Source organism: Flavobacterium niveum (genome assembly GCF_055231775.1).
In genome coordinates this window covers 189,173-210,356 of record NZ_JBUYSX010000002.1, presented here as the reverse complement: position 1 = coordinate 210,356, position 21,184 = coordinate 189,173, and the positions used below count along the sequence as shown (strand labels likewise).

General features: G+C 45.6%; 18 protein-coding genes and 1 pseudogene. 9 read left to right on the top strand and 10 right to left on the bottom strand.

The window, feature by feature from the left end; translation table 11 throughout:
• Positions 1-154 precede the first annotated feature (154 nt).
• The 4 genes from ACZIX4_RS06340 to ACZIX4_RS06325 all read right to left on the bottom strand — a co-directional run bounded on the left by ACZIX4_RS06340 (position 155) and on the right by ACZIX4_RS06325 (position 3,725).
• Positions 155-1,504, bottom strand: a complete 1,350-nt coding sequence (locus ACZIX4_RS06340; protein WP_463334773.1) for an ammonium transporter — start codon at positions 1,502-1,504, stop codon at positions 155-157.
• A 76-nt stretch (positions 1,505-1,580) separates the two neighbouring features.
• Positions 1,581-2,147: an HpaII family restriction endonuclease gene (locus ACZIX4_RS06335; RefSeq protein WP_463334772.1), complete on the bottom strand. Its 567-nt coding sequence runs from the start codon at positions 2,145-2,147 to the stop codon at positions 1,581-1,583.
• A gap of 5 nt (positions 2,148-2,152) precedes the next feature.
• Entirely contained in the window at positions 2,153-2,932 is a 780-nt protein-coding gene (locus ACZIX4_RS06330; RefSeq protein ID WP_463334771.1) for an HNH endonuclease, read from the bottom strand.
• A gap of 301 nt (positions 2,933-3,233) precedes the next feature.
• A complete protein-coding gene (locus ACZIX4_RS06325; RefSeq protein ID WP_463334770.1) occupies positions 3,234-3,725 on the bottom strand; it encodes a hypothetical protein in 492 nt (163 codons plus the stop codon).
• A gap of 314 nt (positions 3,726-4,039) precedes the next feature.
• Here ACZIX4_RS06325 and ACZIX4_RS06320 point away from each other — a divergent pair, with 314 nt between their 5' ends.
• From ACZIX4_RS06320 to ACZIX4_RS06280, 9 genes and pseudogenes are all read left to right on the top strand, one after another.
• Positions 4,040-5,626, top strand: a complete 1,587-nt coding sequence (locus tag ACZIX4_RS06320; protein WP_463334769.1) for a PSP1 domain-containing protein — start codon at positions 4,040-4,042, stop codon at positions 5,624-5,626.
• Positions 5,607-6,095, top strand: a complete 489-nt coding sequence (locus ACZIX4_RS06315; RefSeq protein WP_463334768.1) for a gliding motility lipoprotein GldH — start codon at positions 5,607-5,609, stop codon at positions 6,093-6,095. Before ACZIX4_RS06320 ends, ACZIX4_RS06315 begins: the two co-directional genes overlap by 20 nt.
• Positions 6,096-6,104: 9 nt before the next feature.
• Entirely contained in the window at positions 6,105-8,417 is a 2,313-nt protein-coding gene (locus ACZIX4_RS06310; protein ID WP_463334767.1) for a penicillin-binding protein 1A, read from the top strand.
• Between the two features lie 81 nt (positions 8,418-8,498).
• Positions 8,499-9,197 carry a CoA transferase subunit A gene (locus ACZIX4_RS06305; protein WP_463334766.1) on the top strand — a complete coding sequence of 233 codons (699 nt, stop codon included), beginning with the start codon at positions 8,499-8,501 and terminating at the stop codon, positions 9,195-9,197.
• A gap of 63 nt (positions 9,198-9,260) precedes the next feature.
• Positions 9,261-9,920: a 3-oxoacid CoA-transferase subunit B gene (locus ACZIX4_RS06300; RefSeq protein ID WP_463334765.1), complete on the top strand. Its 660-nt coding sequence runs from the start codon at positions 9,261-9,263 to the stop codon at positions 9,918-9,920.
• Positions 9,921-9,929: 9 nt separating this feature from the next.
• Positions 9,930-10,883 (top strand): annotated as a pseudogene (locus ACZIX4_RS06295) (2-hydroxyacid dehydrogenase); the annotation flags it as partial.
• Entirely contained in the window at positions 10,878-11,291 is a 414-nt protein-coding gene (locus ACZIX4_RS06290) for a VOC family protein (protein WP_463335184.1), read from the top strand. The pseudogene ACZIX4_RS06295 and the gene ACZIX4_RS06290, both read left to right, overlap by 6 nt.
• 109 nt (positions 11,292-11,400) lie before the next feature.
• Entirely contained in the window at positions 11,401-11,793 is a 393-nt protein-coding gene (locus ACZIX4_RS06285; RefSeq protein ID WP_463334764.1) for a DUF805 domain-containing protein, read from the top strand.
• 76 nt (positions 11,794-11,869) lie between these two features.
• On the top strand, positions 11,870-12,277 hold the full coding sequence (locus ACZIX4_RS06280; RefSeq protein WP_463334763.1) for a DUF805 domain-containing protein: 408 nt from the start codon (positions 11,870-11,872) through the stop codon (positions 12,275-12,277).
• A gap of 58 nt (positions 12,278-12,335) precedes the next feature.
• Here the strand turns inward: ACZIX4_RS06280 and ACZIX4_RS06275 are convergent, their stop codons facing one another.
• The 6 genes from ACZIX4_RS06275 to ACZIX4_RS06250 form a co-directional block, all read right to left on the bottom strand.
• Positions 12,336-14,153, bottom strand: a complete 1,818-nt coding sequence (locus ACZIX4_RS06275) for a GNAT family N-acyltransferase (protein ID WP_463334762.1) — start codon at positions 14,151-14,153, stop codon at positions 12,336-12,338.
• Between the two features lie 332 nt (positions 14,154-14,485).
• The gene (locus ACZIX4_RS06270; protein ID WP_463334761.1) at positions 14,486-15,043 is read right to left on the bottom strand and encodes a hypothetical protein; all 558 of its coding nucleotides are present in this window, start codon (positions 15,041-15,043) and stop codon (positions 14,486-14,488) included.
• Between the two features lie 377 nt (positions 15,044-15,420).
• The gene (locus ACZIX4_RS06265; RefSeq protein WP_463334760.1) at positions 15,421-16,818 is read right to left on the bottom strand and encodes an RtcB family protein; all 1,398 of its coding nucleotides are present in this window, start codon (positions 16,816-16,818) and stop codon (positions 15,421-15,423) included.
• A gap of 215 nt (positions 16,819-17,033) precedes the next feature.
• Positions 17,034-18,476 carry a PcfJ domain-containing protein gene (locus ACZIX4_RS06260; RefSeq protein WP_463334759.1) on the bottom strand — a complete coding sequence of 481 codons (1,443 nt, stop codon included), beginning with the start codon at positions 18,474-18,476 and terminating at the stop codon, positions 17,034-17,036.
• Between the two features lie 783 nt (positions 18,477-19,259).
• On the bottom strand, positions 19,260-19,832 hold the full coding sequence (locus tag ACZIX4_RS06255; RefSeq protein ID WP_463334758.1) for a GDYXXLXY domain-containing protein: 573 nt from the start codon (positions 19,830-19,832) through the stop codon (positions 19,260-19,262).
• Positions 19,822-21,084: a DUF2157 domain-containing protein gene (locus ACZIX4_RS06250; RefSeq protein WP_463334757.1), complete on the bottom strand. Its 1,263-nt coding sequence runs from the start codon at positions 21,082-21,084 to the stop codon at positions 19,822-19,824. Before ACZIX4_RS06250 ends, ACZIX4_RS06255 begins: the two co-directional genes overlap by 11 nt.
• Positions 21,085-21,184 lie beyond the last annotated feature (100 nt).

Genomic DNA, 21,184 nt, shown 5'->3' with positions numbered 1-21,184 from the left:
TTAAGGTAATACCTCAAATTTAACCAAAAACACAATACGCACGATGTTAGATATTTATATTTTCTTTACGTAACGAGCCAATAAAAAAGCCGCTAACATTTCTGTTAGCGGCTTCCGGTAAATATAACCTATGTTATTTATTTCTTATTGGAATTTAACCAATGCTTTCGTTGTGCTGCGAAAGGTCGAGCCCCATTTCTTCGGCTTCTTCCGATACACGAAGCGGAATCATAAGATTAGTCAGCTTGTACAATCCTATAGCCCCGAAGAACGAGAATATGGCAACAAGCACCAGCGCTATCATGTGATGGCTGAAGATTTCCCAACCGCCGTGCAGCAGGCTGGCGTTTTCGCCGTCGGCAAATATGGCGGTAAGTATCATACCCATAATACCTCCTACACCGTGGCAGGCAAATACGTCAAGCGAATCGTCGAAGCTTTTCAGTTTTTTCCAGTACACCATAACGTTAGAAACTATGGCCGAGATAAACCCGAAGAAGATACTCTCAGGCACGGTAACGTAACCTGCACCCGGTGTTATGGCTACAAGGCCAACAACCGCGCCGATACATGCACCCATAGCCGAAACCTTAAGCCCGTTTATACGGTCGAAAAATATCCATGTCATCATACAGGTAGCTGAAGCAGCGGTTGTGGTAGCGAATGCTTTGGCAGCTATGCCGTTTGCCGCAAGCGACGAACCGGCATTAAACCCAAACCAGCCAAACCACAGCAGGCCGGTACCCAGCAGCACAAACGGTATGTTTGTAGGCTGGTGGTTGGCATCCTTACGTTTACCAAGGAACAATGCACCCGCAAGGGCTGCAAAACCGGCACTCATGTGTACCACGGTACCACCGGCAAAGTCCTTAACGCCAAAGTATGAACCCAAAATTCCGTCCGGGTACCACACAGCGTGGCACAGCGGCGTATATATTATTATAGAGAAAAGGCAAATGAACAGCAGGTACGAAATGAAACGTACCCTCTCTGCAAACGAACCGGTAATAAGCGCCGGGGTGATGATGGCAAACTTCATCTGGAACATGGCAAACAGCACAAACGGTATGGTGCTGGCTATTTTGGCATGCGGCGCAAGGTCTACATTATCAAAAAAGGCGTACTGGTTGATGTTGCCGATAAGGCCGTATTCGGTACCGCCCAGGTTAATGGTTACGGCTGAATCGCCAAAGGCAAGGCTGAAGCCTACAACTACCCACAGCACCGAAATAACGCCAAGGCAAATGAAGCTTTGCAGCATGGTAGAAATAATATTCTTTTTGCCCACCATACCGCCGTAAAAGAACGACAGCCCGGGAGTCATGAGCAGCACCAGGCTCGATGAAGCCAGTATCCAGGCCGTATCGGCACCGTTAATGGCGCTTTCCGGCAGGAAATCGGTTGGCGTGGCGCACTTTATATGATCCCAAAATAAACCTGTAATGGCTACAATTGCCGTAAGGGCAAAAGCCACATACCATCTTTTTTCGTGTTTTTTCTCCATTATACCCTTTTGTTTTACAGGGTCAAAAATATAAAATTATGTTAACCATTGCAATACACCCTGAATTTTGGAGGGGTTATAGTGGTTGATTTAACATCAAACTTAAATTCACAACCACTCTATTTGTCTTCTCTTTAATATCTAAGATTTCTAAAGATAAAAATTCTAAAATTATTGAAGTAAATCTTTTAGGTTCAATTCCAAAATATATCAATTCGTTCTTACTCTTAATAACAGGATAATAATCATATAGATTTGGCTCTCCAAACCAAACTTTTTCGTTATTCATTCCTAAAACTAATGCCCTTATCAAGCTTTTCATTTTATGATTATAAAAAGATATTGGATAATCGTCACTCATTTTAAACAGTCCTTTTTCGTCATGAAACTCAATCAAGTCTTTAATTTTGAATGAAAAGATTGAGTGATTTAGCATGTAACTTACAAACTCACCTAATATTTCTGGCAGGTTACTATCAACCATCCTCATGTTGTTTTCAGACAACTTATCTAAACATTTTTCATGCACAAACGCATTATTAGGATTTAGATGCTTTCGTGAAAACAAAAATGCCTTATCACCAGCAAATTCAATTAAATTCCCGTTGCGAATTGGAACAAAAGTCACCGGTTTGGCTTCCATTTTTTTTACATTTTATCAAAAATCACATCTCGATGATATTCTAAAAAAGCTTTACTTGGACTATACTTAATTGGATGCAACAATGTCGAATTTTCTATGGCAGCAAAATGCTTCGGATAGTATTCTTTTAGTTCATTCTTTTTTAATGACGAAGCCATCAACACTTTGTAATTATCATCAAAGGAAATATATCCTCTATCAAAGGCTTTATCATAAAGAGCCGACAGGCAAATACCATTCTCCGGATTCAGGCGTTCGTTCTCGTTTTTAGACCAAGGCATTATATGGCTTGCATACAGCAAGTCAGGAATGTCAATTCCTGTAAGTGCACATTTAGATGTATAATTTGTCAATACCATTTCCCTGAAAACAGATTGGTTTACGCGTGTCTTCACAGCCCTTATTTTGTCCTCGCCTTTTAAATCCTTAATGTCAAATAATACTTCCTTATACTTTTCCTCTAACTCTTTATGCTGCCATTGAGCCAAAATCCGTTCGCTTTCAAAAACCAGTTCTTCCTGATTATGGAAGAACTCATCCCAAATCAACTGTGTCTGCTTGCCAGCATTCTTTAATCCTCCTACCCCTCTTTGCTGATGGTAGGGATCAACACTTGCAAAATTCCCCAAACGCATAACTACGGCCGCAGGTGTACGACCAATGAGTTCAGCTAACTCCCGTACTCTTGGATTCCCAGAATGGGTTTTACCAAAATCAATTTTAAGATACAGGTTAAATGCAAGGATATATTCTTCTTTAGACCACAGATTTTGTTTGGCACTCATACAGGCAGCAGAATTTAAGGTTGGACTACGTATTCAAAACTACAAATTTCGTCCAAACATTTATATATCTGCGTCTTTGTATTTGTATGCCATAAGTCCAAAACCAATTTGCATCGTGCCATACAATACGGACATTCTTCAGGTTGGTCAATCACCAAAAAAATCTCGTCATACAATTTTGCCATAATGCAAAAATAGCATTAAACACAAAAAGCAGCAGCCTACAATTGTAAGCACAAAAAACCGGCCCATTACTGAACCGGTTCCCTTAAAAATACAATAGAAGTTGTGTTGCGTAGGCTTAGTGCCTTCCGTGTCCGTTACCATGGCCGCGGCCGTGCCCACCTTTTTCTTTCTTCACCACTACCGTACGGTTGTTGTTTACCACTACGGCTTTTTTGGCCTGTCCCGGAGGCATGCCTATGGTAGCCTGCCTTGACGGATGGTAACCCTTAGGGTATTTTACCTTATGTGTTTTGTAGTATACATACGGGGTACCACCGCGATAATCGGTAAGTACTACTTTATAGCCGTTGTAAAAATCGTAACGGCGGTATGCCACCGGTACAACAGTGGTACGTACCCATGCACCATTGTTTACGTAAATGTATTCGGCGGTGTTCACGTCATAATACATACTAATGTCGGGCAGGTAGTAGTAGCGTACTTCGGTATATCCGGCAGGCCCCCATGCGGGCGGTGTGCCTATATTTACGTTTACAGACACCTGTGCTTTCACCTGGCCGGCTACTATAAGCAGCATCGCAGCCATCAATAATCGTAGTGTTTTCATAATTCCATAATTTAAAGGTTAGCCGGTGTAAGAAACACCCTGCTTACTTTGACTCAACCAAATTACATGCCTGTCGCCTGATTTTATACAACTGCAAATCACATTTAGCTAAAATTTGGCAAAAACAGGCACCTATTCTTAATAAAAACACCAATCCTTTAACATACGCAGCTGCCACTACAGCATAATAACGGGGCAAAGGGGCTTTTTAACACCATTCGGTAAAAAAACACTATCTTTACCCGCAAAAACGTTTTTAGAGCAGAGTAACCAACAAAGACACGTAGTGGCCCGGCCACAACCTATATATAACTATGGCATGTACTAACTGTTCCTCGGGCGCCAATGGCGGTACCCCAAGAGGATGTAAAAATAACGGCACCTGCGGCACCGATAGCTGCAACAAACTCACGGTATTCGACTGGCTTGGCAATATGACCCTGCCGGGTGGCCAAAAACCTTTCGACTGTGTAGAGGTGCGATTTAAGAACGGACGCAAGGACTTTTACCGCAACCACGAAAACCTTACCCTGAGCATGGGCGATGTAGTGGCTACCGAATCATCTCCCGGCCACGACATAGGGATTGTAACCCTTACGGGCGAACTGGTAAAAATCCAGATGAAGAAAAAAGGCGCTGACCCTGATGGCGAAGTGCTTAAACTATACCGCAAGGCTACGCAAAAGGACATTGACATTTGGCAAAACGCGCGCAATCGCGAGGAGCCTATGAAGGTTACCGCACGCGAAATAGCCATACGCCTGAACCTTGAAATGAAAATTTCGGATATAGAGTTCCAGGGCGACGGTTCTAAGGCTACGTTCTACTATACGGCTAACGACCGTGTGGATTTCCGCCAGCTGATTAAGGACTACGCACGCGAATTCAGCATCCGTATAGAAATGAAGCAGGTGGGTTTCCGCCAGGAGGCTTCACGCCTTGGCGGTGTAGGCTCATGCGGGCGCGAACTATGCTGTAGCACATGGCTTACTGATTTCCGCAGCGTAAATACCAGTGCGGCACGTTACCAGCAGCTTTCGCTTAACCCGCAAAAACTGGCAGGCCAGTGCGGTAAGCTGAAGTGCTGCCTTAACTATGAACTGGACACTTATCTGGACGCCCTGAAGGAGCTTCCGGATATGGATACAAAATTGTATACTGAAAAAGGCGACGCCGTTTGCCAGAAGATAGACATCTTTAAAGGCCTTATGTGGTTTGCCTATACTAATGATATGGGGCACTGGCACATGCTGGATGCCGAGCAGGTTCGCGAAATCATGGACCTTAACAAGCAGAAAGAGCGCATTACCGCCCTTGAAGACTATGTTATAGAAGCCGATGAGGTAGCACCTGAAAAGAGCTTCCTTAATGCGGTGGGCCAGGATAGCCTTACCCGTTTTGACGCGCCGAAACGCCGCAGGAAAAAACCGGGCCGCGACCGTGATAACAGGAAAGAGAGGGTTGAAACATCGGCTCCTACCGGTACTGATAACGGGCAAAAGCCGCAACAAAGGCACAAAGGCAAGCCACAGCGTGAGCCAAGGCCTGAGGGCGAAAACAGGCCACAGCGCGAACCAAGACAGGACAGGCCGCAACGTGAGCCTCGCCCTGAAGGAAGGGAACGGAGCGAAGGCAACAACAGGCCACAACGCGAACCGCGTCCTGATAACAGGGAACGTGGCGAAGGAAATAACAGGCCGCAGCGCGAGCCAAGGCCGGAAGGCGAAAACAGGCAACAGCGTGAACCAAGGCAGCAACAGCCAAGGGCTGAAGGCGGACAGCAACCGGCTAACAACAATGCCGAAGGCAGGCCACAAGGTGAAGGCAATAAAAACAAGAGACATCATAACCGCAATAAGAATAAACCATCGGGTGATAAAAATGGGAATGATAAAGCATAGCCTGGCCGCAGTGGGTGCTTTACTGCTGCTATCATCATGTGATGAAAAAAGGGTATTTGACGAGTATAAAGAACTTAACGGCAAATGGAATAAAGACAGCATTTTGTCGTTTAACTATGAGGCAGCCGATACGGTAAGCCCTTATAATATGTTTATTACTACCCGTACTAACAACAGCTACCCGTACAGTAACATTTTTGTTATTGTACACATGCAGCAGCCCGGCAGCAAGGTTACCAAGGTAGATACGCTGGAGTATAATATGGCAAACCCTGACGGTACCCTTATGGGCAACGGTTTTGGCGATGTTAAGGAAAGCAAGCTTTGGTACGGGGAAAATGTGCGTTTCCCCAAAAAGGGCAAGTACAAATTTACCATACAACAGGCAGTACGCAAAGGCGGCGAAGTGCCCGGCGTACAGGAACTTGACGGCATTACGGAAATAGGACTAAGAATTGAGAAAAAATAATACAGCGCTATGGCAGTAAACCAAAAAGAGGATTATTCTCATTACGTAAAAAAATTCTGGAAGATATTCGGTTACACCTTTTTGGGTGTTATACTGTTCTTCCTGCTGGCTTCGTGGGGTGCATTCGGAAAGATGCCCGACTTTAAGGAGCTGGAAGACCCAAGCTACAACGTGGCTACAGAGATTATCAGTGCCGATGGGCAAACGCTGGGTAAATATTACCTGGAAAACCGTACGCCCGTAAAATATGCCGAACTTCCTAAAAGTTTGGTTGAAGCGCTTATTGCTACAGAAGACGAACGTTTTTACGACCACTCCGGTATCGATGCACGCGGTACATTCCGTGCCATAGCTACACTGGGTGGCAGCGGTGGCGCCAGTACCGTAACGCAGCAGCTTGCCAAAAACCTATTCCATGGCGAGGGTTCAAGAAACATAGTGATGAGGATGATCCAGAAAGTAAAAGAATGGATTATTGCGGTAAAGCTGGAAAGGCAGTATACCAAAGAGGAAATCATCGCCATGTACTTTAATACGGTAGACTTTACCCATAATGCGGTAGGAATCCGTTCGGCTACAAAAACGTATTTTGGCAAAGAACCAAAAGACCTAAAGGTAGAAGAGTCGGCTGTAATTGTAGGTATGCTGAAAAACCCGTCGCTGTACAACCCTGTACGCACCAGCGATGAGTTTAAAAAACGTATGCTAAACCGTCGCAATACCGTGCTGAGCCAAATGGTAAAGAATGGTAAACTGGACGAAGCCACAAAAGCCAAGCTGGAGGAAAAACCTATAGTAACTAACTATAACCCTGAGAGCCATAAGGAGGGTATTGCTACTTATTTCCGTGAATACCTGCGTGGTTTTATGGCTGACTGGACTAAAGAGCACAAGAAAGAAGACGGCAGCGAGTATGACATTTACCGCGACGGCCTTAAAATATACGTTACCATAGACAGCAAACTGCAAAAGTATGCTGAAGAAGCGGTTTATGAGCATTTGGCCAACCTTCAGGAGGAGTTCTTCATCAAGCAAGAGAAAAACAAAAATGCACCGTTTGTAAACATTTCTGAAGCTGAAACCGATAAAATAATGGATCGCTCGATGCGTAACAGCGAGCGTTGGAGGAAGATGAACGAGGAAGGTAAAAGTGAAGACGACATTATAAAATCGTTCAGCGTGAAAACCGACATGACCGTGTTTACCTGGAAAGGCGAGCGCGATACCATAATGACGCCTCTGGATTCTATCCGCTATTACAAACACTTCCTGCAAACGGGCGTAATGAGTATGGAGCCGCAAACCGGCTACGTTAAGGCATGGGTTGGTGGTATCAATTACAAATACTTCCAGTACGACCACGTAGCACAGGGTGTACGCCAGGCAGGTTCTACTTTTAAGCCTATTGTATACGCCACAGCCATAGAGCAGTTAGGTATTTCACCTTGTGATACCGTAATCGACGGGCCTTTCAGTATGCCAAAGGGAAAATACGGCATTGATGCCGACTGGCACCCGCAAAACTCTAACGGACAATTCCGCGGTTCGGTTACGTATAAGCAGGCACTTGCCTACTCTATAAATACAGTTTCGGCCAAACTTATAGACCGTACAGGGCCACAGCCGGTAGTAGACATGGCAAAAAACCTTGGTTTTACCAGCAAAATACCGGTACAGCCAAGTATAGCACTGGGTAGCGCCGACGTTACCGTAAGCGAAATGGTAGCGGCCTACAGTACCTTTGCGAACCAGGGTATGTATGTAAAGCCTCAGGTAATTGCTAAAATAGAAGATAAAAACGGTGTAATCCTTTATCAGGGCGAAACCGAAACCCACGAGGTTATGAATAAGGACATAGCCTATGCGGTTATAAAACTGCTTGAAGGTGTTACCGAAACCGGTTCGGGTGCGCGCCTTAAATGGGGCGGTGCAGGCGGTACGGGTTATGACCGTATGACGGGTTATCCGTATAAAATCATCAACCCTATTGCAGGTAAAACCGGTACCACTCAAAACCAAAGCGACGGTTGGTTTGTAGGTATGGTACCAAACCTGTGTACCGGCGTATGGGTGGGCAACGAGGATCGCTCGGCGCACTTTAACAGCCTTATTTACGGGCAGGGTGCTACCATGGCACTTCCTATCTGGGGCTTGTTCATGAAAAAGGTATATGCTGATGACACGGTGGTGTTCAAGGTTTCGCAAAAACCGTTTGAACGTCCGGCCAACCTAAAAATTCCGGTAGACTGTTACAGCAAACCAAAAGAAAAAGATACTACCGAAACAGACACCCTGAAAGTAGACACTGGGGATTTCATCTGAACAGATTAATTAATTCACTATAACACCTTCTTACGAAGGTGTTTTTTTATATATTTATACCTCAATTTTAAAATAAATTGTATGATTAATAAAAAAGTGCAGGGAGTTGAGGAAGCCCTGCAGGATATACCAAACGGGGTAACCATAATGCTGGGCGGTTTCGGCCTGTGCGGCATCCCCGAAAACAGCATTGCCGAACTGGTACGCAAAGGCGTATCGGGGCTTACGTGCATCAGCAACAATGCCGGTGTAGATGATTTTGGGCTTGGCCTGTTGCTGCAAAAAAAGCAGATAAAAAAGATGATTTCCAGCTATGTGGGCGAAAATGCCGAGTTTGAACGCCAGATGCTGAGTGGCGAACTGGAAGTAGAACTCACCCCACAGGGCAGCCTTGCTGAGAAATGCCGTGCGGCACAGGCGGGTATACCAGCATTTTTTACACCTGCCGGCTATGGCACTGAAGTTGCCGAAGGCAAGGAAGCACGCGAGTTTAACGGTAAGATGCATATTTTGGAACACGCCTACAAAGCAGACTTTGCCATTGTAAAAGCATGGAAAGGTGACGAAGCGGGTAACCTTGTTTTTAAGGGTACATCAAAGAACTTTAATGCCGTAATGGCCGGTGCCGCAAAAATCACCATCGCCGAAGTGGAAGAACTGGTGCCTGCCGGAACGCTGGATCCTAACTTTATCCATGTGCCGGGGATTTTTGTACAACGTATTTTTCAAGGCACTACTTATGAGAAAAGAATCGAACAACGAACAGTACGTAAACGTTAATTCGTTGATTTGTTAATCTGTCAATTCGATTAAATGCATAACCAAATCCACAAATAAACAACAATGGCATTAGGCAAAGAAGATATAGCAAAAAGAATAGCCAGGGAAGTTAAGGACGGCTATTTTGTAAACCTCGGTATTGGCATCCCTACATTGGTAGCCAATTATGTAAGGGAAGATATAAGCGTCGAATTCCAGAGTGAGAACGGAGTGCTGGGTATGGGTCCTTTCCCGTTTGAGGGTGAGGAAGATGCCGATGTAATCAACGCCGGTAAGCAGACGATAACCACAATGCCGGGTGCATCGTTTTTTGACAGTGCTACCAGCTTTGGCATGATACGCGGGCAACACGTAGACCTTACCATACTGGGCGCCATGGAAGTGGCCGAGAACGGCGATATTGCCAACTGGAAAATCCCCGGGAAAATGGTTAAGGGTATGGGCGGTGCTATGGATCTTGTGGCTTCGGCAGAGAATATCATCGTAGCCATGATGCACGTAAACAAAGCCGGTGAAAGTAAATTGCTGAAACGTTGCTCACTGCCGCTTACCGGTGTGGGCTGTGTAAAGAAAATAGTTACCGAGCTTGCCGTGCTGGAAATAGTACCCGAGGGCTTTAAGCTTTTGGAACGCGCACCGGGAGTTACCGTAGAAGATATTATTAAAGCCACTGAAGGCAACCTGATTATAGAAGGCGAAATACCTGAAATGGTTATCGACTAAATGAATACAATGAATAACGAATACAATAACATACGCATCCTCCACCTTGACACAAACCATCCGGTTTTGTGGAACGGGCTGGAGGATGCCGGTTTTATAAACGAGGGTGATTATACCTCTACGAAAGCAGAGGTGGAGGATAAGATTGCTAATTACAACGGCATTGTTATCCGCAGCAGGTTTAAAATTGACAAAGCTTTTATAGACCGTGCTACCAACCTGCAATTTATAGCCCGTGTGGGTGCAGGCCTGGAAAGCATTGACTGCGACTATGCAGAAAGCAAAGGAATCCACCTTATTGCTGCGCCCGAGGGCAACCGTAATGCTGTGGGTGAACAGGCACTGGGCATGCTGCTGTCGCTTTTCAACAACCTGAACAAAGCTGACCGTGGTGTGAGAAACGGCCAGTGGGTACGTGAAGGCAACCGCGGCCATGAGCTGGACGGAAAAACCGTCGGCATTATTGGCTACGGGAATATGGGCAAAAGCTTTGCTAAAAAGCTACGCGGTTTTGATGTTGAGGTGCTTTGCTACGACATTAAAGACGGTGTGGCAGATAGCAATGCCAAACAGGTTTCGCTTCAGGAACTGCAACAGAAAGCCGATGTGCTAAGCCTACATACTCCGTGGACTCCCGAGACCGACCGTATGGTGAATGCAGATTTTATTAATGCTTTTGCCAAACCGTTTTGGTTCATCAATACAGCGAGGGGCAACAGCGTGGTGACAGCTGATCTGGCCAACGCTTTGAAATCAGGCAAGGTATTGGGAGCCGGGCTTGATGTTTTGGAATACGAAAAATCATCTTTTGAAACGTTGTTTAATGACGGGGAAATCCCCGAAGCTTTCCAATATCTCCTGGATGCGGAAAATGTACTGCTTACCCCGCACATTGCCGGCTGGACCTTTGAAAGCCACGAACGCCTTGCCCGGGTAATTGTAGATAAGATAAAAGCCGTGTACTTTGGCCCCACCGAAACGGAACAGGCTGAAGAACGTGTTACCGGTATTGGCGGTTTCTTCTTTAAGAGTGAAAACCCTGCCGCACTGCGCGACTGGTATAAAAAGCACCTTGGACTGAATACCGACGATTACGGGTGGAGCTTTTGGTGGAAAGACAAAGACGGCAACGATGCGCTTACGCAATGGAGCCCATTTGCTACCGACACAAAATATTTCGAGCCATCACAAAAACAGTTCATGCAAAACCTGAGGGTGAAGAACCTTGATAAACTTTTAGAAGTACTTAAAACGGAAGGTGTAACTGTTGTGGGCGCACCCGAAAGCTATGACTATGGAAAGTTTGGGTGGATACTGGACCCCGAAGGTAACAAGATAGAGCTATGGGAACCCAACGACAGCGCTTTTTAATAACGCTAACAAAAACGTTGTATTTAAAATAAATTTGTATTTTTAGCCGACAAAAAATGGAGAAACCGAAAATCCATAAAAGAGTAGGCAAACCAATTATTTTTAAATTATGTTCAACTGGTACTTAAAAGTAGTTAGGGACAACTACGCAAATTTTTCGGGCAGGGCACGCAGGAGCGAATACTGGTATTTTGTACTTTGTAATGTTCTTATAATATTGGCACTGCTATTATTATCGTATGCTATTGGCACTATAGGGTTTATTCTTTATGCAGTATATGCAGTAGGTACTATAATCCCTGGTCTTGCAGCAGCAGTAAGAAGGTTGCATGATACTAACAAAAGCGGCTGGTACTACCTTGTAGGGCTTATTCCTTTTATTGGTGGTATATGGCTTCTTATATTACTTGCCACAGAAGGCAACAGCGGCCCGAATGAATACGGCCCGGATCCTAAAAATGAGTATGGCGACCTAAACGAAATAGGAGAAGCACAGTACTAAGATATGAAACCACCTTTACAAGGTGGTTTTTTGTTGAAATACAGTTATATTAGCAGGAATATAAAACTTACCAACTATGATGTTTGAATATTACTTTAAGGCTTTCCGTAATTATGTAAATTTTAAAGGACGTGCAAGTCGTAGCGAGTACTGGTATTTTGTACTGACGCATATAATAGCATACGCACTACCCATAAGTATAGCTATCGCATTAGATAATAATGGAGGAATAATGCTTTGGTTAGTTTTCCTTTATGCTATAGGCTCTATACTTCCTATGCTGGCCGTGACGGTACGCAGGCTGCATGATATAGGCAAAAGCGGCACCATGTATTTTGTACGTTTCATACCTTTTATAGGCCCTTTCTGGCTGTTGATACTACTAGTTACAGATGGCGAAAACGGCCCTAACCAATATGGCCCCGACCCGAAAGATAACGGTTACATCGAATTTGACGAAATAGGTAAAGCCGTAGAATACTAATAAAAATGCCTCCTGTAACAGGAGGCATTTTTATTATGATATATTTTCAGGATTTGAATTACAAAGCATCTTCTCCCTTTTCGGTAACCTTACGCTCCAGTTCTGCCTGAAATTCTTCCATAACTGGTTTTACGGTACTTTCCGGCAGGTCAGCTATGCGTATGTACATAAGCCCGTCTACCGCGTTGTTAAACAATGGGTCTACGTTAAAGGCTATAACACGGGCGTTTTGCTTAATATACTTTTTAATCAGTACCGGCAGGCGCAGGTTGCCCGGCTCTACCTCTTCAATGATTTTATCAAACTTATTAAGGTCGGCTTCGGCTTCGTTAAATACAAAGTCCTTATCGTCGTCTTTCAGTTTTACCTTGTATTCCTTTTTAGGGTGGATGTACTGCGCAATATACGGATCGTAGTAGTGCGACTTCATGAACTCAATCATAAGCGACTTACTGAAATCACTAAACTGGTTACTGATACTCACCCCGCCTATCAGGTATTTGTGCTCCGGGTAATGTAATGTAGTATGTACAACACCTTTCCACAACAGGAACAGCGGCATCGGTTTTTGCTGGTAATCCTTGATGATGAAAGCACGTCCCATTTCTATAGACTTGCTCATCATATCATACAGCTCCGGTTCAAAACGGAACAGGTCATGCAGGTAAAACCCGTCTATACCATGCTTTTTATATATCTGCGAACCAAGCCCCATGCGATATGCACCGGCCACACGTTTGGTATCTTCGTCCCAAAGGAACATGTGGTGGTAATACTTATCGTACTGGTCAAGGTCAAGCGACTCATTGGTACCTTCCCCTACTTCACGGAATGTAATTTCGCGCAGGCGGCCCAACTCGTGTAATATATTCGGAATCTTATCTGCCGAAACAAAAAACACCTCATAGTTTTTACTTTGCAGCAGGCGGGTATCCTGTTTGCGCAGTTCTGCTATTTCGGCAATTATCTTATCCTGGTTTGCAGGCAGTGCTATTTTTTTAGGTTCCTTAGGCAGCTTCAGGTTCAGGTTAGCCGTATCAAGAAGCTTGGATTCCTTCTGGAACGGGTTAGAAAGCATATAGGTCTTCCTCCTCAGGAATTCACCGTAATCTGCAACGCTTTCATATTCGGCCTGTTCGGCAACCGAAATAGGTTTACCGATACGCACCTTAATAACACGCCTTTTCTGGGTAAGGAGTTCGCTGGGCAGCTTGGCCGTACGCAGCGTATCGCTAATGCGCGACAGCCAGTAAAACAGCCTGCTGTTTTTAGCATGGAAGTATATAGGCACCACCGGTACCTGTGCTTTTTTAATAAATTTTATGGCTCCTTCCTCCCACGGTTTGTCTACAATCAGCTTATCATCGCGGTAGGTGCTTACCTCCCCTGCCGGGAAAATGCCCAGCGGGTGCCCGTCTTTAAGGTGGCGCAGTGCATCTTTAATTCCGGCAACACTGCTCTTGGCATCTTTATGGCTTTCAAACGGGTTTACCGGCATCACATAAGGCTTTAACGGCTCTATGCGGTGCAGTAAAAAGTTGGCTATGATTTTAAAACGGGGTTCGCGCTCCACCATAAGTTTCAGGAGCAGTATACCGTCTATGCCACCCAGCGGATGGTTAGATACGGTTATGTAAGGGCCGCTTTTCGGCAGGCGCTTCAGGTCTTCTTCAGGGATTTCAAACTTTATCTGGAACTCATCCAGCAGAGAATTAAGGAACTCCAGGTCGCTGAGGTGCTTATTGCGGTCATATATCTTATTCATAGTAGAAATCTTAAGCACTTTCATCAGGAGCCATCCTGACAAAGTACCTAAAAATCCGTACCTGTCTGTTTTTATTGCTTTTGCAACCTCATTAGGGGTGACTAAACTCATCTACTTTAACGTGTGTTTCGGGCAAGGAACAAAGATAACAATAATACTCTAACGAGGGAGTAAAAGTTTTCTGCACAAATGCCGGGATATTGGCTGAGGCAGTTAGTGGTGTATTGCCGGTTTTGCATTTATTGCAACAATATTCGTACCAAAGAAATGTTAAAACACCTTATTTCGGCACTAAAAGCTACAAAGTTACTGGAAAAAACAGCATGTTTACGCTATTCCATGTCGACGATAGGAGACATCTCTAATAGAGATTTCTCAACTTCGCTACGCTGCGTTCGAAATGGAAAAACAAAAAACCACAGACTAATCTGTGGTTTTTCATATTAAGAAGCCTTTTTCTTCTTCTCTTTGTTTTTCTCCTTCTTTTCAGCTTCTTTGGGTTTATTCAGTTTCTTTTGCAGGGCTTTTTTGTCCTTTACCCGTTTTATATGGTCATCCATAGTACCCATAAAACCCGAGCTCAGGCAGTGCAGCTTCGCCTTGTTATAGTATTCTATAGCAGTAGCGTACATTTCAAAACGCTCGTACAAAAAACCCTGTAATGAGTGCAGCTCGGCCAGGGCAATACCCGGCACCTTAAGGCCGGCTTCTATAATGCGGTTAGCATCTTCCAGCCTGCTGTGGTTTATAAGCATACGGCCATACTGCACATATACAGGTATGTATTCCTTATCCAGGTACAGCGTCATGCGGTAGTAGTACTCGGCCTGCTTATGGTCATGGAGCTGTTCTTCATAAATCTGCCCCATTAAAAAGTGTGCCCCGGCGTGTTCGTCGTCGGCAGCTATAACATACTGAAGTTTTTCTATGCACTCCTCTACATTGTAAGGATAGTTATCCTTAGCCTGTATGTACATCACTTCATAACTATTAATTCCCATAACCGTACTTTTTATACATTACTATTAATTCACCACAGGGCTACACAGGGCAGTAACCGGCACCTTCAGGGATTGAATAGGTCGGTTTAAATACATACGTGCAAGTTGCTGTCCGTTACAGCACCGGCCTGCACCAGCGCACTTGTGGTTTTTGTTGGAGTTGGTCAGTTGGTTTTGCCCCCTCTCCGCCTTCCTGTTACGGAAGGTTTTTTATTGTTTTTTCCATGTCGAATGCATCACAGCGACACAAGGACTTTGCCCGACTTGCCAAGCAAATTGAGACATCTCAGTTTCGTTATAGAGATTTCTCCACTCCGCTATGCTTCGGCCGAAAGGAAGAGCCCGAAAAACTGCAAACTGCGACTGCCTACTGAAAACTACCCCTTGTCCATGCGGACAATTTTCGGGGTAAAGGTTCCCAGCACGTCTACCAGCTCTGTTTGTTTCGCCATAACATCATGGATGTCCTTATACGCCATAGGCGCTTCGTCTATACCCGAACCAAGAAGCGTAACCCCGTGGTGTGCCAGCACCTTTTTCATCTGGCTTTGGGTAAACTCCTGCTTGGCTTTGGTGCGCGACATAAGCCTGCCTGCGCCGTGCGAAGCCGAGTTAAGCGACAACGCATTGCCTTTACCTTTTACAATAAAGCCGGGCGCCGTCATACTCCCCGGGATGATACCCAAAACGCCCTCTCCTGCCGGGGTAGCCCCTTTGCGGTGCACCACCAGTTCCTGCCCGTTTATCATTTCTTTCCAGGCAAAGTTGTGATGGTTTTCTACCATAGCCAGTGGGCGTGCGCCCAGTGCCTTGCCTATACGGCGGTGGATGTCGTGGTGGCATGCCGAGGCATAATCGCCTGCAAGGTTCATGGCCAGCCAGTATTCCTGACCGTCGTGCGTATCAAGGTCGAGCCAGGCCAAGTGACGTGCTTCTTTGGGTAACGGGGTTTGCTTCATAGCCAGGTTTGTATACTGCTTGGCAATATTACCTCCAAGGCTGCGCGAGCCGCTGTGCGACAGTACGCCCACATAATTACCCGCAGGCAGGCCGAGCGTATCATCCTTTTCAGGGATGGTAACCAGGCCAAACTCGACAAAGTGGTTGCCCCCGCCCGATGAGCCCAGCTGTTTCCAGGCCTTGTCTTTAAGGCGCTTTACAAACGGAATATCGTTAAACTCACTACGCTCAAAAATGGCGTGGTCGGCAGGGCTTTTATGCACCTCACTCATCCCAAATTTGGTATGCTCCTGCAAAATGCCCACGTATTTATCGCGGTGGCCTTCCAGGTAGCTCGGGTTTATATCATACACGGTAAGGCACATACGGCAGCCAATGTCTACCCCTACCCCATACGGGATTACGGCATTTTCGGTAGCCAGTACCCCGCCTATGGGCAGGCCGTAGCCCCCGTGCCCGTCGGGCATAAGCGCCCCGGCTTTACTTACGGGCAACTTCAGTGCGGTATACAGCTGGTCTTTTGCCTCGCGGGCTATGCCGTCTTCACCAAAAATGGTGTACGGTGCACGCTGTGTATTCAGTTGGCGGCTCTCGGTTTTCTTCGCGTCGAGCAGCGCCTCGGCAGTACGGCCCATAATGCCGTCGCCCATGTATGCGGATGGGTTTGCCAATACTTCTTTCAGCATAGCCAGTACCCTTTCACGCGATTCCCGCTTGTGGTATTTTTTCATATCGTCAAGCGCAATGCTTATTGCCTTGTTCTGCGGAAATCCTATATCTAAGAGGTGGTTACCCCTGATTTTTAATTTTGCCATAACTTTTAATTTAGTCGAAAGCCCAATGTCAAAAGTCGAAAGTGTGCTTCCTGTGATTCATTTTTGGCGCGTACTTCCATGTCGACGATAGGAGACATCTCAAGAGATTTCTCCACTCCGCTACGCTTCGGTCGAAATGGAAGAAATCATCTGCGCCGGCTGCTTATTCATCTCCGATGGCGCGGATTTTGAATCCGTGCCCACATTAAAGCACCTTAATGGCAACGCGATACCAGCACCAATAGCTTTATCAGGATTAGCGCTACCTTTATAAGCGTAGCAGCATCTACATCAAAATCGCCGTTGTTAGCTCCATTACGCCTCCTTGCCATCATTTGGCGGTGTGCCTCAAGAGGGTCAGGGCGTGGTACTATCCGTGGCATTTCTGCCGGTGGGCGTACTGCCGCCGCTGCCCGTGGCACCTGTATCGGCGCAGGAGCTTCGTAAGCTACATACAGTTCGCAGTCTATAGCCATGCCTTCGGCTTTAGTCCAGGCCAGTATGTGTTTTTCCGCTTCTGCAGAAACACTGTTATTAAACCTGGCTCTTGCCTGAACAAGCGCATTATCATGGGCCTGGTACTCCAGCGTGGCAAGGCTTTCATAATCATCTTTACCTGCGGTAAACTTCCTTAGTGAGAAGATGGCTATATCGCCCACGCTACAATCGTACTCGTATTCGGCTACACAGTGGCTCATGCTTCGGCCTTCTTCATACAGCTCCTCAGAACTCACCAACTGCACAATGCTGAATGTGTTTTCACCTTCGGTAACTTCGTAGTCGGCTATTGCTATGGGTTTCCAGTCTCCCCGCATTTCGGCAGCAAGCCTTTTGGCTTTTTCCGCTTCGTGTTCTGCGGCGGCTTTTACCAATGCAGCCCATGTACGGCCCTTCAGGTTAAAACCTCCTTCGGCATGCTTTTCAGCTATGTAACCCATAACCGATTCTATCGTTGCGAAGCCGGCACCCCTTGCGTGCTTAGCCACAAACTGTATCGCCTTGGCACGGAATGCATTGTCTTTTATCTCGGCAACATTAACAGACCAAGCTATCATTTCGGCAAGGTTGTGCGTAGCGCCGTAGCCCAATGCCTGTGCCCGCCTTATGGCCTGGTCTATGCTGTAGGCATTACCGGGCGTGTTACGGAATTCATGCGCCATTTTGTGTGTAAACTCCGCAGGGAAGGCACAAAGGTTCATCACACTATCGCCCCGGCCCAACTGTATGTACCAGTGCATGTGTATGATATTGCTTTCCGCAAACACATACTCCATAAACTTTGGCACTTCATACATCGCAAACAAATGCCTGATGATGCTTGCCAGTTGGCCGTCGGGCGTAAGGCTGTCCTTAGTCCACTCTTCTACCGGCCTTACGGTTTTGTTACCAAACCGGCTGATATTTGCCAATACGTCTATATACGCCGGATTCCTAAGCACACCATAGCATTTTTTGCCATACACCACCATCAGTAACCTGTAGAAGGTTTCGCGCTTCCAGGTATGGTTTGCAGCGCTCATGGCCGCAAAATGGTTCCGTATAGTGTTTTCTATGCTGTTGCCTTCTGTGGTTGTACCCGGTGGGTTACGGTAGAGTTTTTCTACCAGCGCCGGGAAGCGTGCCGCAAAAGGCGTAAGTTGTGTGTTTAATGTTTCCATGGCTTTTTAGCATTGTGGCAAACACCTGGTTTGGCTGGTTAAGGCTGCACTAAGTGGTTGCCGGGTTTGTTGTTTTTTTGAACATTTATTTATTTTTTAGTCGAAAATCAAAGGTCTAATGCCTGAAGCCCGACGATTATTTTGTTGTTATTTTACTGATGCACACGCATGCTACACCTTTAGAGATTTCATCGATGGCGCGGATTTTCAATCCGTGCCCACATTAGAAGCACGGATTGAAAATCCGCGCTATCCTGCGCTGAGAACCACCCCGCCCTTCGGGTTGAGATTCCTCCATTTGCTTCGCCAGTTCGGGCAAAGCCCTAGTGTCGCTGCGCTACGGTCGGAATGGAAGAGGCTACATCAGCCAGAGGCCAATAAAAAAGCCCGGTCGTTAACGGGACCGGGCTTTTACCTTAGTTAAGGTGTAATTCCTCCTTTCACAAGGGAATATGCGGTCCTGTGCCATAGCCGTTTTGCCCGAATAACTCAGGACGGCTTGCGTTTGGTATGTGTACAATGTGTTGTAGCATGTGCAAATAAAAAAGCCCCGAAACTTGTGGTTCCGGGGCCTGTATATGTGTTATGAATATATTTTACCTATCCAAAAATCATTACACAATACCCCTTCACCGGTGCAAGCATCCCGCCTACACTTTGAAGTTTTATGTTAGATATTGTGATACGCATTTTCTTTAGTTTTTTATCTTGTTGTTAAACGTGCTGCAAATGTATAGCATTTGTTTTTTATAATGCAAACATTTTCAGCTATTTATATTCAGTCTATTTTTTAGAAGGGTTTTTCTGATGTTTTTCCACATACTCTTTTACGGGTATTCCATCAATGATAACATCCTTAACTACAGCCACTTCACCCCTCACAGATACTACTGCATACGCCGGTAATTTTTTATTGCCGGAAAGGTACTCTGCATATAATCTTTCTGCCTCCGGAGCCTTATTTTCTTCCATATAAAAACGGTTAAAAGGATTATCAATGGTTACTTTTCCGTCATAATTGTAGTTTACAACAACCTTTACATAGTCGCCTTTTGCAGGTTCTTCGTGGGTAAGTTTTCTTATCCGAGCAAAACCATCGTTACCTTTACCCAATACTACATAACCCTCATCGCCATATCCCCAGTCACCATCTTCCACCTCTACCTCATCTGCCTCAAAATCCAGGCTGATGTATTTTCCCCTTAGCGGGTCGTTAGGGTCTATGGGTTCCGTTTTAAACTTATACTCGACACCTTGGGTATAGGCCATTTCATTTTCCCAAACCATTTGTCCCGGTATGGCCAGTTGCAGCAACGCTGTTATTGCAAAGCCTATAATCAATAATTTAGTTTTCATAAGGTTGTGGTTTTAAGGTTTGTTGTTTGCGTTTGCTTACCGCATAGTTGGCGACAAAAAAGCCCGCGCCTACCCCTACGAACAACAGCCCGCGGATTACAAAACTCAGGTCGGTATCAAAAAAGCGGCAGGCGGCCAGTATGGTTATTATAACCAGGCCAAAGTTTACCGTGAGGTACTTTACCCGGTCTATACCCTGCTTTATATACCACAAACCCGCAGCGAGCGTAATGAGGTTTGTAACCACCGCTGCAAAACCATTTGATACAAAAGAAAGTATGTACATAGCCAATAGCGCAATTGGTAAAAACTGTGCCAGGTCAGTATCTTTCTGCTTCAGGTTTCTCCCTATCAGGAACAATACACCTGCGAGCATCAGTGCAAAAACTACTATATAACCACCGGGCGCTTTATCGGTATCCATATCTTCCCATACCTCGCGGAACGACCCGAAAAACAACAGTACCATAGTGCCGCATATCCCCACAAATTTGTACGTCCAACCCAGTTTCGGCAATTTGCCGATTAGGTAAAGCAGCCCGTAAAACGCTACACACAACAGGAATGAAAAATCGCCCGTATGTGAAAAGAATGTATGTGCTGCCACCATAAACGATACCGGCATCAGTATGTGCAGGGTACGTGTCATACGTCCTTCAGTGTCATTTTTTATCAGGCTGTAGTAGTATGGCAATGCTACGGCTATCAGTGCCAGGTACCAGTACGGTTCTTCGTAAGGGTAATGCCACATGCCTTTATTGATGACATAAATTGCAGCCATAATGAGGTGCAGTACTACAGCAGCATTGCTCCGCAGCAGGTAGATAAGCGGTGCACAAAGCAGTGTCCATGTAAGCACAAACTGTGGGAAATCACCACTGATGTTATAGATCTGTGCCACAAGTGATATGCTGGCCCCAACAGAGAAAAACACCAATACGGCAGCGGTTTCTTTAAAGGCAACGCTTTTGTTTTTCAGGATGCAATAGGCCGCAAAAGCCTGCGAAAGCGCCAATGGTGTAAATGCCAGCACTGTTTTTACCTGGCGGGAAAAGTTATCCCAGTTATGGGCGAAGATAAGGATGATGCCCAACCCAACCAGTATACCGCCAAGCGCAGCAAATATTGCCAGTAACGGATTGCCCTGCTGTTGCTTTTTACTGAGGTAATACTGTTCTATATCCCGAACGGTTTCGGGGGTAATGACGTCTGCATACAGCAACTCGTCGAGATCTTTTTTTGGTATAGCCATGGTATAGCGGTTTTAGTTAAATGTAATAAAAATGGCTGGTTGGTTTTACTATGAAATTGGTTTATTACGTAACCGTAATAGCAATAAGTAGTCGCTTTAG

Bases quoted from the DNA above. Each gene is read 5' to 3' on its own strand.
- ACZIX4_RS06325 (WP_463334770.1), bottom strand. From the start codon at position 3,725: ATGAAAACACTACGATTATTGATGGCTGCGATGCTGCTTATAGTAGCC.
- ACZIX4_RS06335 (WP_463334772.1), bottom strand. From the start codon at position 2,147: ATGGAAGCCAAACCGGTGACTTTTGTTCCAATTCGCAACGGGAATTTA.
- ACZIX4_RS06320 (WP_463334769.1), top strand. From the start codon at position 4,040: ATGGCATGTACTAACTGTTCCTCGGGCGCCAATGGCGGTACCCCAAGA.
- ACZIX4_RS06255 (WP_463334758.1), bottom strand. From the start codon at position 19,832: ATGAAAACTAAATTATTGATTATAGGCTTTGCAATAACAGCGTTGCTG.
- ACZIX4_RS06250 (WP_463334757.1), bottom strand. From the start codon at position 21,084: ATGGCTATACCAAAAAAAGATCTCGACGAGTTGCTGTATGCAGACGTC.
- ACZIX4_RS06310 (WP_463334767.1), top strand. From the start codon at position 6,105: ATGGCAGTAAACCAAAAAGAGGATTATTCTCATTACGTAAAAAAATTC.
- ACZIX4_RS06330 (WP_463334771.1), bottom strand. From the start codon at position 2,932: ATGAGTGCCAAACAAAATCTGTGGTCTAAAGAAGAATATATCCTTGCA.
- ACZIX4_RS06275 (WP_463334762.1), bottom strand. From the start codon at position 14,153: ATGAGTTTAGTCACCCCTAATGAGGTTGCAAAAGCAATAAAAACAGAC.
- ACZIX4_RS06265 (WP_463334760.1), bottom strand. From the start codon at position 16,818: ATGGCAAAATTAAAAATCAGGGGTAACCACCTCTTAGATATAGGATTT.
- ACZIX4_RS06315 (WP_463334768.1), top strand. From the start codon at position 5,607: ATGGGAATGATAAAGCATAGCCTGGCCGCAGTGGGTGCTTTACTGCTG.
- ACZIX4_RS06270 (WP_463334761.1), bottom strand. From the start codon at position 15,043: ATGGGAATTAATAGTTATGAAGTGATGTACATACAGGCTAAGGATAAC.
- ACZIX4_RS06280 (WP_463334763.1), top strand. From the start codon at position 11,870: ATGATGTTTGAATATTACTTTAAGGCTTTCCGTAATTATGTAAATTTT.
- ACZIX4_RS06260 (WP_463334759.1), bottom strand. From the start codon at position 18,476: ATGGAAACATTAAACACACAACTTACGCCTTTTGCGGCACGCTTCCCG.
- ACZIX4_RS06300 (WP_463334765.1), top strand. From the start codon at position 9,261: ATGGCATTAGGCAAAGAAGATATAGCAAAAAGAATAGCCAGGGAAGTT.
- ACZIX4_RS06340 (WP_463334773.1), bottom strand. From the start codon at position 1,504: ATGGAGAAAAAACACGAAAAAAGATGGTATGTGGCTTTTGCCCTTACG.
- ACZIX4_RS06285 (WP_463334764.1), top strand. From the start codon at position 11,401: ATGTTCAACTGGTACTTAAAAGTAGTTAGGGACAACTACGCAAATTTT.
- ACZIX4_RS06305 (WP_463334766.1), top strand. From the start codon at position 8,499: ATGATTAATAAAAAAGTGCAGGGAGTTGAGGAAGCCCTGCAGGATATA.